General features: G+C 60.5%; 15 protein-coding genes and 1 pseudogene. 5 read left to right on the top strand and 11 right to left on the bottom strand.

Features of this window, described 5'->3' with window-relative positions; translation table 11 throughout:
• Positions 1–15 precede the first annotated feature (15 nt).
• From ACYAS9_RS17990 to ACYAS9_RS18010, 5 genes and pseudogenes are all read right to left on the bottom strand, one after another.
• Positions 16–471: pseudogene (locus ACYAS9_RS17990) on the bottom strand (Fic family protein); the annotation flags it as partial.
• A gap of 204 nt (positions 472–675) precedes the next feature.
• Positions 676–2,004 (bottom strand): ATP-binding protein, encoded by a 1,329-nt coding sequence (locus ACYAS9_RS17995; protein WP_463569673.1) that lies wholly within the window; start codon positions 2,002–2,004, stop codon positions 676–678.
• A gap of 29 nt (positions 2,005–2,033) precedes the next feature.
• Positions 2,034–2,798 (bottom strand): response regulator, encoded by a 765-nt coding sequence (locus ACYAS9_RS18000; protein ID WP_463569622.1) that lies wholly within the window; start codon positions 2,796–2,798, stop codon positions 2,034–2,036.
• Positions 2,799–2,926: 128 nt separating this feature from the next.
• Positions 2,927–3,472: a hypothetical protein gene (locus tag ACYAS9_RS18005; protein WP_463569623.1), complete on the bottom strand. Its 546-nt coding sequence runs from the start codon at positions 3,470–3,472 to the stop codon at positions 2,927–2,929.
• The gene (locus ACYAS9_RS18010; protein ID WP_463569624.1) at positions 3,465–4,736 is read right to left on the bottom strand and encodes a PAAR domain-containing protein; all 1,272 of its coding nucleotides are present in this window, start codon (positions 4,734–4,736) and stop codon (positions 3,465–3,467) included. Before ACYAS9_RS18010 ends, ACYAS9_RS18005 begins: the two co-directional genes overlap by 8 nt.
• A 157-nt stretch (positions 4,737–4,893) precedes the next feature.
• On the opposite strand from ACYAS9_RS18010, the gene ACYAS9_RS18015 reads away from it, so the two are divergent.
• Entirely contained in the window at positions 4,894–5,514 is a 621-nt protein-coding gene (locus ACYAS9_RS18015) for a LysE family translocator (RefSeq protein ID WP_463569625.1), read from the top strand.
• Between the two features lie 7 nt (positions 5,515–5,521).
• Here ACYAS9_RS18015 and ACYAS9_RS18020 read toward each other — a convergent pair whose 3' ends face one another.
• Together ACYAS9_RS18020 and ACYAS9_RS18025 are read right to left on the bottom strand one after the other, a co-directional pair.
• Positions 5,522–6,466, bottom strand: a complete 945-nt coding sequence (locus tag ACYAS9_RS18020; RefSeq protein WP_463569626.1) for a FecR domain-containing protein — start codon at positions 6,464–6,466, stop codon at positions 5,522–5,524.
• Positions 6,463–6,978, bottom strand: coding sequence for a sigma-70 family RNA polymerase sigma factor (locus ACYAS9_RS18025; protein WP_463569627.1), 516 nt, complete (start codon positions 6,976–6,978; stop codon positions 6,463–6,465). The genes ACYAS9_RS18020 and ACYAS9_RS18025 overlap by 4 nt, the downstream gene beginning before the upstream one ends.
• Before the next feature lie 187 nt (positions 6,979–7,165).
• Between ACYAS9_RS18025 and ACYAS9_RS18030 the strand changes: the two genes are divergently transcribed.
• Positions 7,166–9,622 carry a TonB-dependent siderophore receptor gene (locus ACYAS9_RS18030; protein ID WP_463569628.1) on the top strand — a complete coding sequence of 819 codons (2,457 nt, stop codon included), beginning with the start codon at positions 7,166–7,168 and terminating at the stop codon, positions 9,620–9,622.
• Between the two features lie 66 nt (positions 9,623–9,688).
• On the opposite strand, the gene ACYAS9_RS18035 is transcribed toward ACYAS9_RS18030, so the two are convergent.
• Both ACYAS9_RS18035 and ACYAS9_RS18040 read right to left on the bottom strand, forming a co-directional pair.
• Positions 9,689–10,384 carry a DUF1963 domain-containing protein gene (locus tag ACYAS9_RS18035; RefSeq protein WP_463569629.1) on the bottom strand — a complete coding sequence of 232 codons (696 nt, stop codon included), beginning with the start codon at positions 10,382–10,384 and terminating at the stop codon, positions 9,689–9,691.
• A gap of 195 nt (positions 10,385–10,579) precedes the next feature.
• A complete protein-coding gene (locus ACYAS9_RS18040) occupies positions 10,580–10,786 on the bottom strand; it encodes a DUF6124 family protein (RefSeq protein WP_463569630.1) in 207 nt (68 codons plus the stop codon).
• A 510-nt stretch (positions 10,787–11,296) separates the two neighbouring features.
• On the opposite strand from ACYAS9_RS18040, the gene ACYAS9_RS18045 reads away from it, so the two are divergent.
• Positions 11,297–11,476, top strand: coding sequence for a type II toxin -antitoxin system TacA 1-like antitoxin (locus ACYAS9_RS18045; RefSeq protein ID WP_459748878.1), 180 nt, complete (start codon positions 11,297–11,299; stop codon positions 11,474–11,476).
• A 362-nt stretch (positions 11,477–11,838) separates the two neighbouring features.
• Here ACYAS9_RS18045 and ACYAS9_RS18050 read toward each other — a convergent pair whose 3' ends face one another.
• Complete coding sequence (locus tag ACYAS9_RS18050; protein ID WP_463569631.1) at positions 11,839–12,744, bottom strand: LysR substrate-binding domain-containing protein; 906 nt, start codon at positions 12,742–12,744, stop codon at positions 11,839–11,841.
• A 104-nt stretch (positions 12,745–12,848) separates the two neighbouring features.
• Between ACYAS9_RS18050 and ACYAS9_RS18055 the strand changes: the two genes are divergently transcribed.
• Complete coding sequence (locus ACYAS9_RS18055) at positions 12,849–13,613, top strand: sulfite exporter TauE/SafE family protein (RefSeq protein ID WP_463569632.1); 765 nt, start codon at positions 12,849–12,851, stop codon at positions 13,611–13,613.
• On the opposite strand, the gene ACYAS9_RS18060 is transcribed toward ACYAS9_RS18055, so the two are convergent.
• The gene (locus ACYAS9_RS18060; protein WP_463569633.1) at positions 13,567–13,902 is read right to left on the bottom strand and encodes a putative quinol monooxygenase; all 336 of its coding nucleotides are present in this window, start codon (positions 13,900–13,902) and stop codon (positions 13,567–13,569) included. The genes ACYAS9_RS18055 and ACYAS9_RS18060 overlap by 47 nt on opposite strands.
• A 180-nt stretch (positions 13,903–14,082) precedes the next feature.
• Between ACYAS9_RS18060 and mdaB the strand changes: the two genes are divergently transcribed.
• Positions 14,083–14,670: an NADPH:quinone oxidoreductase MdaB gene (mdaB, locus tag ACYAS9_RS18065; RefSeq protein ID WP_463569634.1), complete on the top strand. Its 588-nt coding sequence runs from the start codon at positions 14,083–14,085 to the stop codon at positions 14,668–14,670.
• The last annotated feature ends 8 nt before the right edge of the window (positions 14,671–14,678 follow it).

Consider the following 14,678-nt stretch of genomic DNA (forward strand, 5'->3'; position numbering starts at 1 on the left):
GCACTCGCCGTGGCGCTAGGTAGAGAGAGGAGGTTCTGTTTTCGTCCACTTGGCGCTTCGACCTTTACCTGTAGGCTCAATCAGGCCTTCAGATTTCAATGAGCGCAGGACAAGGCGTACGGTGTCTCGGCTTATACCGGGGCACGCCTCTTCAATCTCAGAAATTGAAAAGGGCATGGTACGGTTAAGCGCTGCAACTCGTACGCGGTCGCTTTTTCCGCCATGGCGGTTGTTGATAGTGCCGACGCGCTCCTCAAACTCTTTGTAGGCGCGCAGTAAAGCCCCCCAGAAGTAGTCAAGCCACGGCTGGACGTTGTGTTCGCCTTCGTGCCAGCCCTGCGAGCTGATTTCAAGGGTTTCGTAATAGCTTTCCTTGGAGTCCTCGAAAATGCGTTCAAGGCTGATAAAGCGGCCTACGCAATAATCGAACTGGTAAAGCAGCAACAAGGTGAGGAGTCTTGCTACACGGCCTGTTTGCCCCGGTATTCACCGAGCGCTCGCAGCGTTGATACCTGTAAGCCGTCGTAGCGCAGCGTTGAGAGAAAGTCGGGTGTAAGCGAGTGCATTGGGGCGTCCCTGTCTTTTAATGGGGTAATCCTAATGCGTAATGGGGTTTTTTATTGGGTTATTACCCCATTTAAAATTGTTTTACCCCATTTGAGCGGTCAAACAGCGTCAGCCCCCAGGCACCCGCACCACCGCACACAACCCCGTCGGCGAGCGATTTTCCAGTGTCAGCTCGCCGCCGTGGGCCTGGATGCACGAACGGGCAATCGCCAGCCCCAACCCCAGCCCGCCACCCTGGCCATGTTCGGTCCCACCCAACTGCACGAACGGCTCGAACACCTGGCTCAACCACGCCTGTTCGATGCCCGGCCCGTGATCAAGAATCTCCAGACGAATATCGCCATTGGCCTCGACCTGCGCACTGAGCGTTGCGTCACCGGCATGGCGCAAGGCGTTGTCGATCAGGTTGGTCAGCGCCCGCTTGAGTGCCAGCGGCCGGCAGCGACAGAATATTTCTGCCTCGCGCACCCAACCGATGGCGTGGCCCATGCTGCTGTAGCGCCGCGCCAGATCATCGAGCAAATCACTCAACGAAATACGCACCGTGTCTTCCTGCACCGCATCGCCGCGCACAAAGTTCAGGGTTTCGCGGACCATGGCCTGCAATTCATCGAGGCTTTCAAGCATATCGTCCCGCGCGGGGCCGTCGTCGAGCACTTCCAGTTGCAGGCGCAGCTCGGTGATGGGCGTGTTCAGGTCGTGGCTGATGGCGGCCAGCATCCGCGTACGGCCCTCGGCATGCCGGGCGATGCGCTCCTGCATGACATTGAATGCATGGGTCAGGTCCCGGGCTTCCTGTGGGCCGGACAACGGCAGCGGCGCGATCCACTCGCCGCGGCTGACCCGCTCGGTGGCTTGCGCCAGGCTGTTGACCGGCTGCACCACGCGGCGGATGAAAAACCACACGATCAGCAGCAGTGGAATCGTGGTCACCGGCAGGCTGTAACTGAGAATCCGGCTCCACTCATAACTGCCGGTCGGGTGCTGGATGGCATTAAGGTACAAGCCATTGGGCAGCCCGATGCTGGTGCGCAGCCGCAACGGCGCCCAGCCGGCACCACTGAACACCCATTCACGGGCATTGCCACCGCCGGTGCGCTCCAGCTGCATGCCGATCAACGCGCCGGGTGCAAAGGTCAGGCGCTTGCCCAGGTCCTCGATCAGCCGATGCTCTTCCGGGCGCATGCCGTCGGCATCGGCCACCGCCTTGCTGGCCACCCAGAAATGCGCCTCGTGGGTTTGCATGGCCGCCAGCAAGCGCGAGGCGTTGTCTGGCTCCAGCCCTTCAGCGGCGTGATACGCGGTGATCAGCCGTTCCAGCGCCAGCGTGCGTGACAGCGGGTGCAGCAAGGCGCCGGTGCGTTGCAGAAACAGCATCGCCACGACGTTGCAGGCCAGCAGCGCCAGCAACATCAACAGGCCCAACTGATGGGCCATGCGCTTGGGCCACAGCCGCTGTAAAAACGTCATGCCGGCTGCCGGCGCGTCTGCACCTGGGCGGCCAGCATATAGCCGTCGCCCCACACGGTGCGTAACAGCTCAGGCACCGCCGGGTTATCGTCGAGCTTGCGGCGCAGGCGGCTGATCTGCCGGTCGATGGCGCGGTCGAACACCTCGCTGCCGGGGCGCGTGGTCAAATCGATCAGGCGCTGGCGACTGAGCACGTGTTGCGGATGGGCGAGAAACACGCCAAGCAGCCGGCTTTCGACGGTACTTAAACGCACCACTGAACCGTCCGCACGCAGCAGCGTGCCGGTGCCGGCATTGAAACGCATACCGGCGAACTCATGCTCCAGCGCATCAACGCTGACCGGCAGCGCCGGCGGGTCGGCCTGCACCGCACCACGCCGGCGCAACAGGCTGTTGATCCGCGCCACCAGCTCGCGCGGCTCGAACGGCTTGGTCACATAATCGTCGGCACCAATGTCCAGCCCGCGCACCCGGTCGGCGCTGGTGTCCCGCGCGGTCAGCAGAATCACCGGAATATTCTCGCGCCGGTGCAGGCTGTGGCACAGCTCGAACCCGTCGCCATCGGGCAGCATCACATCCAGCACAATCACATCGAAACGCTGCTGCGCCAGCAGTTGCCACATGCCGGCCGCATCCTCGGCGGTGCGCACCTCGAACAGATGCCGACGCAGATACACCGCCAGCGGATCGCGGATCTTGCGATGGTCATCGACCACCAGAATGCGTGGCGCGGGCCGGGCGGGGGAGGCAGCAGAACTCATCGAATGACCTGGACGACGGCGGGTTTGGAGATGATTCTCATTAACGAGCCGGCATTCTAGCGCATCACCCGGGATTTGCCGCGACTGCGGCAATGGTACGCATCCGGGCAGATGATCGAGTGATCAGGTCATTGAGGTTTTGGGCAACTGGTTCGGGCTTCGCTCAGGGCCCGTTCATAGGTCCTGTGGGTGGCTGGATCGTAGGGTTCGGCAGTGATGTAGTAATCATGCCTGTCTACGTGGCTGTGAGGTTGGCCGACCTTAACAACCCAACGTCTATCCTCGAACTCCGTTATTAACCAATAGGAGTGGTAGGAAATGGAGCTGTCTTCACCGAGCCCGCTGACTGAGTACGTCAAGGGTCTGTACCAGTCGGGTGTTTTGGTGATGGTTTCGATAAGCGCTAATGCGTTGTGCTTTTGCTCAGGACTAAGCCAAATAGGACCCTTCGACAGGATGGCGTTATCAAGAAAGTGCTGGACGGGAAACGGTATTGGTATCCGGCTCACCAGATGTATTTTCTGACAGTTGTAGATCCACTCACCGGAGTTGACATACTTGTCGGCGTAGACGGTTATGCCGTTGCCCATATCAGTCGTGTAATGGGCCGGCATCATCAGGTAAACCAGAACGCCGAGAGAAACCAAAGAAGCCGCAATGGCTGGTTTATTCATTGGGCTTGAACTCAATAAGGCCTTTGTCGGGGCCATGAGGTGTTGTGCCGGGTATTACTGAGTTCAAGGCACCGCTGGTTTGATAAGCAAAGTCCTTTTCAAGCTGAGACTTTTTTCGTTCGGCTGCTGAGCTTTTCCACTGCGCACACCATTCTTCATCCGGTACGGTTTGCGACGTAACTGTGCATGCATCGGCCAGCCGCCGCTCGGCAAACGACCCCCACGTCTCCCTGTAATCCGACCGGGTAATATACGCCTGCACCGGAATCCTCAAATGGTCGGCCAACTGCTGCGCCAAGCTCAGTTCCGGTTGTGGATCGTTCTGCACGGCATTTTCAATATATTCATCCTGCGGATTGCCCATCCCCGTCCTACAGGCATACGACGTAAGTCTGGCCGTCGGCGCAAAGGCACTGGCAGCAATCAGCTGAAAGTTATCCACACCCAACGACATCCCGGCCTCATTCTCCAGGTGATGACCAAAGGCAATGCTCAGTGGCACGCCATGACTGAACAGATCCAGTTGCGCAATCGGGTGTCTGCTGCGATCCCGGCCCGTATTGATGTAGTCGATCAGTGCCTGCGCGGTGTCGAGGGGCTTGAAGTCGGCTGTGTATAACCCGGCCGATTCTCTGGCGGCCTCCAGCATGGCTTCGCTGTAATGCGGCGTAAAAACCACCAGCGTACGCGGCCGGGTCGGGTATTGTTCCTTGAACATCCTCAACTGACGCACGGCCTGGCCGATGAACATCATCTTGTTGCCGGTGCTGTTGTCATGCTGGCTGCCGGCGACGGCGATCATTTCCGGCATGTCAGTGGCCGGCGCCTGAGGGAAGGGCGCGTCATTGGCTTGCACCAAGGCCCCGGCCGCCTGGGCGCGTTGTTCGAGTTGCGGATCGGCCAGCAAGGCTTGCAGCTTTTGCTCATCGACATTGCCCTGTGCATCGATGGCGCCCAGCCGGGCGAAGTCGACCGCCAGCGTTTGTGTGACAAAATTGATCTGCCCGCCGACGGTGTCGTGGCTGCCGGTGACGATGGCGCCGCCGTGGCTGGTCAGGCTGCCCATGTGTGCCATGGGCCGGCCATCGACCAGGATGTGTACAAAACCGGTGACGATCACCGCGCCGCAGCCGGCCAGGTCGCCAATGCGCGCCACTGGCAGGCCGTTGACGTACACGCAGGGCGAGCCGGACACCAGCGGCGTCAGGCCATGAAAAGGGAGAGGGCAGGCGTGCTGGTCGGTCAGGCGGGAAACGGGAATCATGGTCAGCCTCAAGGGTGCGTGGGGCATGCATCCTTGCGCGTCTGACCTTGCGCTTTATGTAGGCCGTTTCAGCAGCGATTGAAGGATCTGGCTACGCTGCGAACACGCGGCCCCATGCTAATCTGCCGCCATTGCACCCCGTCGAGACGCCGCCGTTATGCCCATCGCCGATAACCTCATCGCCTTCACTTTTGCCGCGCTGATTCTGACCATCACTCCCGGCCTGGACACTGCGCTGATCCTGCGTACCGCTGCCGTCGAAGGCAGACAGCAGGCTCTGCGTGCTGCCTTGGGTATCAATGTCGGCTGCCTGATCTGGGGCGCGGCGGTCGCCTTCGGTCTGGGCGCCTTGATCGCGGTCTCGGAGCTGGCCTTCAATATTCTCAAATACTGCGGCGCCGCCTACCTGTGCTGGCTGGGCCTGAACATGCTGCTGCGCCCGCGCACGCACATTGCGCCGCTGGCAACTGAAAGCGGCAAGCAGGCCAACTGGTTTATCAAGGGCATGCTCGGCAACCTGCTCAACCCCAAGATCGGCGTGTTCTACGTGTCGTTCTTGCCGCATTTCATCCCGCAAGGCGAGCCGTTGGTGGCCTGGACATTCGGGCTGGTGAGCATTCACGTGGTGCTCGGACTGGCCTGGTCGCTGGCCTTGATCGGCGCGACCCGGCCACTGGCCGACGTGCTGAAGCGGCCGGCGGTGATCAAGTGGATGGACCGCACCACCGGGGTGATTTTCATGTTGTTTGCGGCGCGACTGGCGTTGAGCAAGCGCTAAGTGAACGCTAGACCGGCACAACCCGCGTCCAATAACCGGTGTAGCGCTGCACCCTGACCGGCAGTGCCCTGGCAATCGCGCCCAGCGTCACGTCGATATTGTTCAACGGATAAGTACCCGAAACCCGTAGGTGGCCGACCTGCGCAGCGCACCCCAGGTAGCCGCTGCGATAGCGCTGCAATTCGCCGATCAAGCGATCCAGTCGCCAGCCATCGACCACCAGACGTCCCTGTGTCCAGGCTTCTTCACCCGCTGCGACAGGCGTCGGGGTCAGGAGTGCTGTGCGCGTGAAAACGACCGATTGCCCGCTGCGGATCACGGTTTCGGCCGCCTGAGCCAGGCGCACCGCAACCGCGTGCTCATAGATATTCAAGCGGGTCGAACCGTCTGCCTGGCGCACCGCAAAGCGGGTGCCCAGTGCTTGCATGTCGCCCTCGGCGCTGCGCACGATCAGCGGCCGGGCATCCTTGGCAGTGGTGACATGGATTTCACCTGCACGCAGGATTAACAGGCGTGTGGCTGCATCGAAGGCAATATCCACGGCTGTGCCAGTGTCGAGCACCAGTTGCGTGCCATCGGCCAGGGTTTCACGGCGCTGCTCACCGGTACGGGTCGACAGATCCGCCAGCCACACCGGCGCCTCGCGATAGCCCTGCCAGCCCAGCGCGCTCACGCCGGCACCCAGTAGCAGGCCCTTGAGCAAGGTACGCCGCTCCATCCCCGACGCTTGCAGATGAACTTTGTCCATCACCCGCCAGCCCAGATGCTTCGGCACACTGCCGAGTTGCGCCTGCAACTGGGTCAGACGCTCCCAGGCCCATTGGTGCTCGGCACTGCATGCATACCAGCGTTGCCATTGCGCCTGGGTCGCCGGCTCGTCGGGGCTGGCGCACATGCGGGCGAACCATTGCGCGGCCTCGCGCAAAGCCTGGCGCTGTGCGTCGCTGGTCACACCGGGTGATCCAGGGCAAACAGCAGGCAATGCTCGGTGGCGCGGGCCATGTACTTGGTGACCGAACTGACCGAGACGTGCAGGTGTTCGGCGATCTGTGGATACGTCAGCCCTTGCAGTTGCGACATCAGAAACGCGGCCTTGGTCCTGGTCCCCAACCCGTCCAGCATGCGGTCCAGCGCCTGCAAGGTTTGCAGCACGATCAGTTGCTGTTCGGCGGATATCCCGAACTGTTCCGGTTGCTCGGCCAGCACGTCCAGATAGGCGCGTTCTACCGACTGCTTGCGGAAACTGTCGATCATCACTCGCTTGGCGATGGTCACCAGAAAGTGCCGGGGCTCGTCGAGAATCGCCGTCACCGGGCTGCGCCGCTCGGCCAGCAGCACGCGCAGGAAGGTGTCCTGGGCAAAGTCGGCCGCCTGTTGCGAACAGCCGGTGCGTTGCCGTAACCAGTTGACCAGCCAGGGTTGATGATCGTTGTACAGCGTCGCTACCGGGTTGCTTGCAGGCATGGGGCGTGCCAGTCATTAATAAGAATTAGTCGCAATAATATGCAAGTGCGCGGCTGACAGCAATTCCACTTTCAAGCACACCGACAGAGTGAAGTTTTTTTCAAATGACATTGTCGGTTTGCCATGAGGTGCGCGACTCCTTTTGCAAAGCCCCTATAAAACACTGACACACGCATCAGGAGACCGCATGCAACACCCACCTCTGAGTCTGCGCGCCACTGCTCGAAAAGCCCCGCATGCCTTGCGCCTGGCTATCCTTGGCGCCTCGTTGTTCCTCGGCGTCCCGGCATTGACCGCCACCGCCCAGGCTGCCACCGGTGCCGCACAACAGCACGATTTCGCCATCGGCGCAGGCCCTCTGGGTACAGTGCTGAACCGGTTTGCGACAGAGGCCGGGGTCGTGCTGTCGTTCGACACAGCCCTGACTCAGGGCAAGCAGAGTCCAGGGCTCCGTGGTCGATACAGCGTCGACCAGGGCTTTGCGGTGTTGCTGGCCGGGGCCGGGTTGCAGGCACTTGCAGGGGCCGATAACACTTGGGTACTGGTGCCCGTGATGGAGGGTGGGGGCGTGCAATTGGGCGCAACCAGCATTACGGGCTCGGGGCTGGGGGAGAGCACCGAGGGCACGGGGTCTTACACAACCAGAGAAATGCGCACCGCGACCAGGCTGCCCCTGTCCATGCGCGAAACACCGCAAGCGGTGACAGTGGTCACCCGCCAGCGCATGGATGACCAGAACATGGTTACCCTCGAGGACGCGCTCAAGCAAACGCCGGGTGTGACCGTGCAGAAGTTCAGCGCGGTGCGCCCCTTGATCTATTCCCGCGGCTTTCAGGTTGAAAACCTGATGTATGACGGCCTGGCCACCTCCTACGACGGCGACTTCGTACCCTCGCCAGACCTGGCGATGTACGACCGGGTTGAAATCGTTCGTGGTGCCACCGGCTTGATGCAAGGCGCCGGCACGCCCTCGGCGGCCATCAATATGGTCCGCAAGCGACCCACCCACGATACCCATGTCAGCGTGACCGGCAGTGCTGGCAGCTGGGACAACTACCGCGGCGAGCTGGATGCGTCCAGCCCCCTGAACGACAGTGGCAGCGTGCGCGGCCGCACGGTCATCAGCTACAACAACAAGGACAGTTTTCGCGATGTCGAGTCCAGCGAACTGGGGCTGCTGTATGGCATTGCCGAAGTGGACCTGAGCGAACGCACGATGCTGACCGTCGGCGGCTCTTATCAGAACGACAATAACAACACCACTTGGGGTGGCATTCCGGTGGGCGCGGACGGTGGTGACCTGGGCTTGCCGCGCTCGACCTACTACGGCAACGACTGGGAGTTCTGGGACAAGGACACCCGTGGCGTTTTCGCCGGGCTCGACCACAGCTTCGACAACGACTGGAACCTGCGGTTGTCAGCGGTCAAGAACTGGACCCGTTCGGACATCCTGGCATCGTTCGTACGTCCTACCGGCAACACGTGGCAGCAACGAATCGTCGATCAAAACTCCACTTATGATCAGACCAGTTACGACGGTTACCTGAGCGGACCGTTCCAGTGGCTGGGGCGCAAACATGAGCTGGTGCTGGGTGGTAGCTGGCGCAAGTCGACCAAGCAAACCGATGGTGGCTATGCTCCCAACGGCGTCATTGCCGATTTGAGCCAGTGGGATCCAGGCGCCAGGCCCAAGCCGGTAAATGTCGCGCATACCTATGGCACCCTGACCCAAACCGAACAAAAGAGCCTGTATGTCACCACCCGGCTGAGCCTGGCCGACCCGCTGAAACTGATTCTGGGCGGGCGACTGGACTGGTACGCCTATGACCAGGACATTCGCAACAACCCCAGCGTGAACTACAGCACGGCACGCGAAGTGACCCGCTACGGTGGGCTGATCTATGACCTGGACCAGAATCATTCGGTCTATGTCAGCTATACCGACATTTTCCAGCCGCAAACGGCGGTGACCATCGACCAGTCGCTGCTCGAGCCCATCACCGGCAAGAACTACGAAATCGGCATCAAGGGCGAATACTTCGACGGCACGTTGAATACCAGCGCCGCCTTGTTCCAGATTGATCAACAGAACCGCGCCAGGCTGGTCAGCGACACCGGTTGCAACGGCTCGGCCTGCTATGAAGCGTCGGGCAAAGTGCGCAGCCAGGGCATCGACCTGGAAGTCAGCGGCGCGATCACCCCCGACTGGCAAGTGGCGGCCGGCTACACCTACACCCAGGCCAAATACAAGAAAGACAGCGACCCGGACAATGTCGGCCGGCTGTTCGACACCGACGTGCCACGCCACCTGTTCAAGCTGAGTTCGTACTACCAATTGCCCGGTGATCTGAACAAATGGAAAGTGGGCGGCTCGGTGTACCGCCAGAACCGTACCTACAACGTTGGCACCTACACCAACACGGCGACCAACATTACTCAGCCTTCCTTGGTGGAGCAGGACGCTTATACCCTGGTTGACCTGATGACCAGTTACCAGGTCAACGAGCATCTACTGACGCAGTTCAGCCTGAACAACCTGTTCGACAAAACCTATTACGAGGGGCTGGCCAGCCAGCCTTTCGGTGGCCGCAGTGTGTATGGCGCCCCGCGTAATTTCACGGTGACGGCAAGGTACACGTTCTGATTGCCGAGGGCAGGCCTTGCCGATCCGCTATGTAAAGCACTGGCGATTGGCATGACCTGCTCGACCTCAATAGAAGTCGTAATAGATCAGCCATTCGCCGGTGACCCGATGCTTCCAGAACATCAGGCTGCCGTTGTCCACCACGTTCAGGTTGATCTTCGGATCGGATGAAATCTGAAACACAAACTCAAAGCCTTCACCGGCTTCGATTCCCGGCTGGCAGAACGACGGCCAGCCGCCGATCTTGTGTTTGTAGCTGTGGGTGGTCACGTCGAAATAATTGCTGATCTCGCCCGCGTTCTCCAGCGCGCAGATTTCATCGACCAGGTCCTCGGGTACGCCGGCGCCATCCCAGAGTGGATAATCTTCTTCGACCTTTTCTGCCTTGAGGGGAAAGGCCTTGAGGAACGAGCCCGGCACGCTCAAGTCCTTGCGCACCAGTTGCTCGTCATAGCCGTATTCGCGGATCAACCAGTTGTCGCCCATCGGCTCGAAGACCTCACCAAAGTCCTCGGTCATGAACACGGTCAGCACGCGCACATTGGCCAACAGCGGGCTGACCCAGGGCAAGGCGGGCAGGTAGAACTGGGCGAGGGGAAACAGCGGCTGCCCGGCAGCGTTGACGGGGATTTCTTCGTCGGGGCGGTACAGAAAGACCCGGCCCAGCCAGCTTTCTTCGAGGGTATCGGCGGGCCGAAAGCCGCCGGCCTCGAAGGTGGTGGCCGGTTTGACCAACTGACGTTTGATGTCCTGAATATCCACAGCGCACTCCATTTGAAAACGTGTCCGCGTAGGAACGGCATAAGCGGCGAAGGTTCGCAGGCCAGATGCTTTTGTCGCGTCTGGCACTGAACCTGTGGGAGGGAGCTCTGCTCGCGATGACTGCATCATGGTCACTACAAATGCGTCGGCTTGACTGGCCCTTTCGCCAGCAGAGCTGCCTCCCACAGGGCAGGGCTATACAGTTTCCAGTCGGCTCAACGCATCCTCAAGAATGGATCTGGCCAGTTCGATCAGGTGATGGGTCGAGAATGCCAGGTCGCGCTGGCTGCCATTGAGGCCATCGGCGCTTTCATAGGCAGTGGCGGCTGCGCTGCGTAGAACGTTAAGGACGTGGAGAAGGGAATCTTCAAGGCTGGGTGGATCGGGGACCATCTTTTTCATCTCGGTTTGCTCCGCAGGGGCCACCGAATATTCGCTGCTAAACGAATTAGGGTGGCGGCTTCGACGCGGGTTAGCAGACCGGGAGAAACTCGAGAAAGACCGGCGCACCCGAAGGTGCCCCACGCGAAGCCGCCATAAAAATGGTTGCTTGCATGTCTCGAGGCTCTCATCAGGCTGCTAAACCCGATCGCTGATTGTTCAGCGAAGAACGCAGCCTAGTAGCCGAAGTTGCCACACGCAAGCGGCCGGGATTTTCTCGGAAAGTTCGTACAAAGGAAAGCGAAAAGGCTGCCGGAACGGACCGGTAAAGCAGACGTTTTGTGAGTTGAAGTAACGGCCACGGCCTTTTTGAGCTGCCTTGGGGCCAGAAGGGGAGACACGTCACGACAGTGCTTGCCTTGTGAATATTTGCTGTACGCAGTCATGCATCAGTTTTACGCTCGCATAGAAACGCTACTACCTTCTAATGACAGACGCAGCACCTGAAAACTATTCCACTGAGGGGAAGCCATGAGCCCTGTTCATCCAGAGTCGGATAAGCCCGATAAGCCAGAAGTCATTTTGGAAAAGCAGCTATTCATGCTCAATGACGCCGCCTTTGAGGCTTTCGAACAGACTCTGCAGGACAGTCCCGCCAGAAGTAACGAATGCCTGCAAACCCTCTTGATGAGGTCCAGGCGCTGGGGTTGAGCGCGCAGCAGTGGCTTCGGCCGTTATTGGGTCCTACAGCATAATGCCGATCAGTAAAGGCGTGGCGCAGACCTGCGGGCGGTGCTGTGGTACAGACGCAGCAGATATACCGGTTTTACAGGCCCTTTCGCGAGCTCTACCCTCGCGCTCATCAACACAACACAGAACTATCTGATTCACATCATCCTGTGGGAGGCAGCTCTGCTGGCGATGACTGATGTTCAAGCGCTAGATATCTCACGGCCATGCGGGTCTCATCGCCAGCAGAGCTGCCTCCCACGGTCCAATATTTGCTGCGCGAGGGTGATCTCCTGCGGATTCGGTGTCAGACCGACTGATCGGCATGAGTCCTGCGGCACTGCTTATTCTGCTATTAACCCAACCTCGTTCTGCGCCAGCACCGCCACCAACTCCCGCGCATACCCCGGCAACGCCGCAAACTCGGCCGCACACAGCAGCAGTTTGCGGTCGGCCCAGTCATCCTCCAGCCGCACCGCCAGAAAATCCTGCGGTCCCCGCCAGCGATCCACCGCCGCCTGCGGCACAATCCCCAGCCCCGCGCCGTGCGCCACCATGCGCAGCACCCCATCGAACCCCTCGGCCCGTACCCGGATGCGCAGGCGTTTGCCGATATGCAGCGCCTGTTCCTCCAGATAAATCCCCAGCGCACTGTTGGCGGCCAACGCTACCACGTCGAAATCAAGAATCTGGCTGAAACGAAGGCTGGCATGCGCCTGCAAGGCATGCCCCAACGGCATCACCACACTCAGCGGATCATCACGGAAGGGCAGGGTCTGCAGGTCGCTGGCGTCCACCGCGTCGGTGACGATGCCGATATCCGCCGTGCCGTGGCGCAGGGCATGCAGAATGCGCAGGCTCGGTTGTTCCTGCAGGTCGATGTCGATATGCGGGTGGCTGACCAGAAAGCCGGCGAGCAATTCGGGCAGGTGTTCGCTCAAGGTTGATGTGTTGCACAACAGACGGATCTGGCCTTTGAAGCCCTGCGCGTAATCGGCCAGGTCTTCTTGCAGGTGCTCGACCTGTTGCAGGATCAGCCGTGCATGCCGGCCCAGCGCCTTTCCGGCCGGGGTCGGGGTGATGCCGCGGCGGTTGCGTTCCAGCAGCGGGCTGTTCAGCGAACCTTCCATGGCCCGCACCCGGGCACTGGCCGAGGCCAGCGACAAATGGCTGCGGGTCGCGCCGGCGGTGATATTGCCGGTTTCGAGGATGTTGAGAAAAAGCCGCAGGTCGGTGAGGTCGAAATGCATGGAGGCCCCGAAAATGGATTGACCCTTGTGCCTCTGTCTGTGCCTGAGGCTGCCTGAGTATATGCCAGATTTTCAACCCGTCCGGCCTGCGCCATGCTGAGGCCATGAATACACTTCTCGCGTTTTATCAAAACCTCGGCTGGCCGTTGACCGCGTTGATCATCGGCACGTTTCTGCTGGCTGGCGCGGTCAAAGGCGTGATCGGCCTGGGCTTGCCCACCGTGGCGATGGGGCTGCTCGGGCTGGCGATGTCGCCGGCGCAAGCGGCGGCGTTGCTGATCATCCCCTCCACCGTGACCAATGTCTGGCAACTCGCCAATGGCGGGCAGTTGCGCGGCTTGCTCAAGCGGCTGTGGCCGATGCTGCTGATGATCGCGGTCGGCACCGGGCTGGGTTCATGGTGGCTGGGCATCAATGGCGGGCCGTCGATGACCCGCGCATTGGGGGCGGCGCTGTTGATCTATGCCTTGAGCGGCCTGGCGCTGCCGGCGTTCAGAATTGCAGAAACCACCGAGCGCTGGCTGGGCCCGGCATGCGGATTGTTGACCGGCATTATTGCCTCGGCCACCGGCGTGTTCGTGATTCCGGCAGTGCCGTATTTGCAGGCGCTGGGGCTGAGCCGCGATCAACTGGTGCAGGCGTTGGGCCTGTCGTTCACGGTCTCGACCCTGGCGCTGGCGGCAGGGCTTGCCGGCAGCGGCGCACTGGGCGGCAGCGAACTGGGCGCTTCGTGGCTGGCGCTGGCGCCGGCGCTGCTGGGCATGATGCTTGGCCAGTGGCTGCGCCAGCGCATCAGCGCGGTGCTGTTCAAGCGGGTGTTCTTTATCGGGATGGCTGCGCTGGGCCTGCATTTGCTGATGCAGGGCTGAGCATGTCGATGCGGCGAATCTCGAAGTCGCGGGTCAGGTAATCGGCGCGCTGTTCGGCGAATTTCGCCATGTGCGGCAGCGCCGAATGCACGTCCAGATGCGCCTGGCTTTCCCAGACCTCAAAGAAGATAAACAGGCTCGGGTCGGCCTGATCGCGCAGCATGTGGTACTCGATGCAGCCAGGCTCACTGCGGCTGGCGGCGACATAGCCGCTGAACAGCGCTTCGAATTCGGCGGATTTTTCCGGGCGGGTGTAGGCATGCAGGATAAAGCTGACGCGCTCGCTCATAAGAGCCTCCTTGAATGAAAGTGACGGCATTCTAAATCAACAATGCATCTTTGATTATTGATCCTTGGGCAAATGTCATTTGCCCGTCAGCCCCTTTGTCCACGCGCCATGACTCGATACTCTGCCGTCCATTCATTTAGCGAGCCCCGACTTTTCAGGGCAGACAGGCAGAGGTTTCCCATGAAAAAGATTCTGTTCCTTAATGGCGGCAAACAATTCGCCCACTCCGACGGCCGTTACAACGCCACCCTGCACGATGCAGCTATCGCGTTCATGGACCGTGCCGGTTTCGATGTGCAGCACACCTTTATCGACGGCGGCTATGACGTGGCCGAAGAAGTGCAAAAGTTTCTCTGGGCCGATGTGATCGTCTGGCAAATGCCCGGCTGGTGGATGGGCGCGCCGTGGACCGTGAAAAAGTACATCGACGAAGTCTTCACCGAAGGCCACGGCAGCCTGTACGCCAACGACGGCCGCACCCGCTCCGACGCCTCGCAGAAATACGGCAGCGGCGGCTTGCTGCACGGCAAGCAATACATGCTCTCGCTGACCTGGAACGCCCCGCAACAAGCCTTCGACGACCCGACCGACTTCTTCGAAGCCAAAGGTGTCGACGCGGTGTATTTCCCGTTCCACAAGGCCAATCAGTTTTTGGGCATGACAGCGCTGCCGACCTTTCTGGCCGTGGATGTAATGAAACGTCCGAATATCGAGGGCGATGTGCAGCGTTACGAAGCGCATCTGGGTGAGGTGTTTGGCGGCAATTGATTGTCGTA

The organism is Pseudomonas sp. HP_08, from assembly GCF_055284095.1.

Coding starts and splice junctions, on each gene's coding strand:
- ACYAS9_RS17995 (WP_463569673.1), bottom strand. CDS start 2,004: ATGGCCCATCAGTTGGGCCTGTTGATGTTGCTGGCGCTGCTGGCCTGC.
- ACYAS9_RS18000 (WP_463569622.1), bottom strand. CDS start 2,798: ATGAGTTCTGCTGCCTCCCCCGCCCGGCCCGCGCCACGCATTCTGGTG.
- ACYAS9_RS18005 (WP_463569623.1), bottom strand. CDS start 3,472: ATGAATAAACCAGCCATTGCGGCTTCTTTGGTTTCTCTCGGCGTTCTG.
- ACYAS9_RS18010 (WP_463569624.1), bottom strand. CDS start 4,736: ATGATTCCCGTTTCCCGCCTGACCGACCAGCACGCCTGCCCTCTCCCT.
- ACYAS9_RS18015 (WP_463569625.1), top strand. CDS start 4,894: ATGCCCATCGCCGATAACCTCATCGCCTTCACTTTTGCCGCGCTGATT.
- ACYAS9_RS18025 (WP_463569627.1), bottom strand. CDS start 6,978: ATGCCTGCAAGCAACCCGGTAGCGACGCTGTACAACGATCATCAACCC.
- ACYAS9_RS18030 (WP_463569628.1), top strand. CDS start 7,166: ATGCAACACCCACCTCTGAGTCTGCGCGCCACTGCTCGAAAAGCCCCG.
- ACYAS9_RS18040 (WP_463569630.1), bottom strand. CDS start 10,786: ATGAAAAAGATGGTCCCCGATCCACCCAGCCTTGAAGATTCCCTTCTC.
- ACYAS9_RS18045 (WP_459748878.1), top strand. CDS start 11,297: ATGAGCCCTGTTCATCCAGAGTCGGATAAGCCCGATAAGCCAGAAGTC.
- ACYAS9_RS18050 (WP_463569631.1), bottom strand. CDS start 12,744: ATGCATTTCGACCTCACCGACCTGCGGCTTTTTCTCAACATCCTCGAA.
- ACYAS9_RS18055 (WP_463569632.1), top strand. CDS start 12,849: ATGAATACACTTCTCGCGTTTTATCAAAACCTCGGCTGGCCGTTGACC.
- ACYAS9_RS18060 (WP_463569633.1), bottom strand. CDS start 13,902: ATGAGCGAGCGCGTCAGCTTTATCCTGCATGCCTACACCCGCCCGGAA.
- mdaB (WP_463569634.1), top strand. CDS start 14,083: ATGAAAAAGATTCTGTTCCTTAATGGCGGCAAACAATTCGCCCACTCC.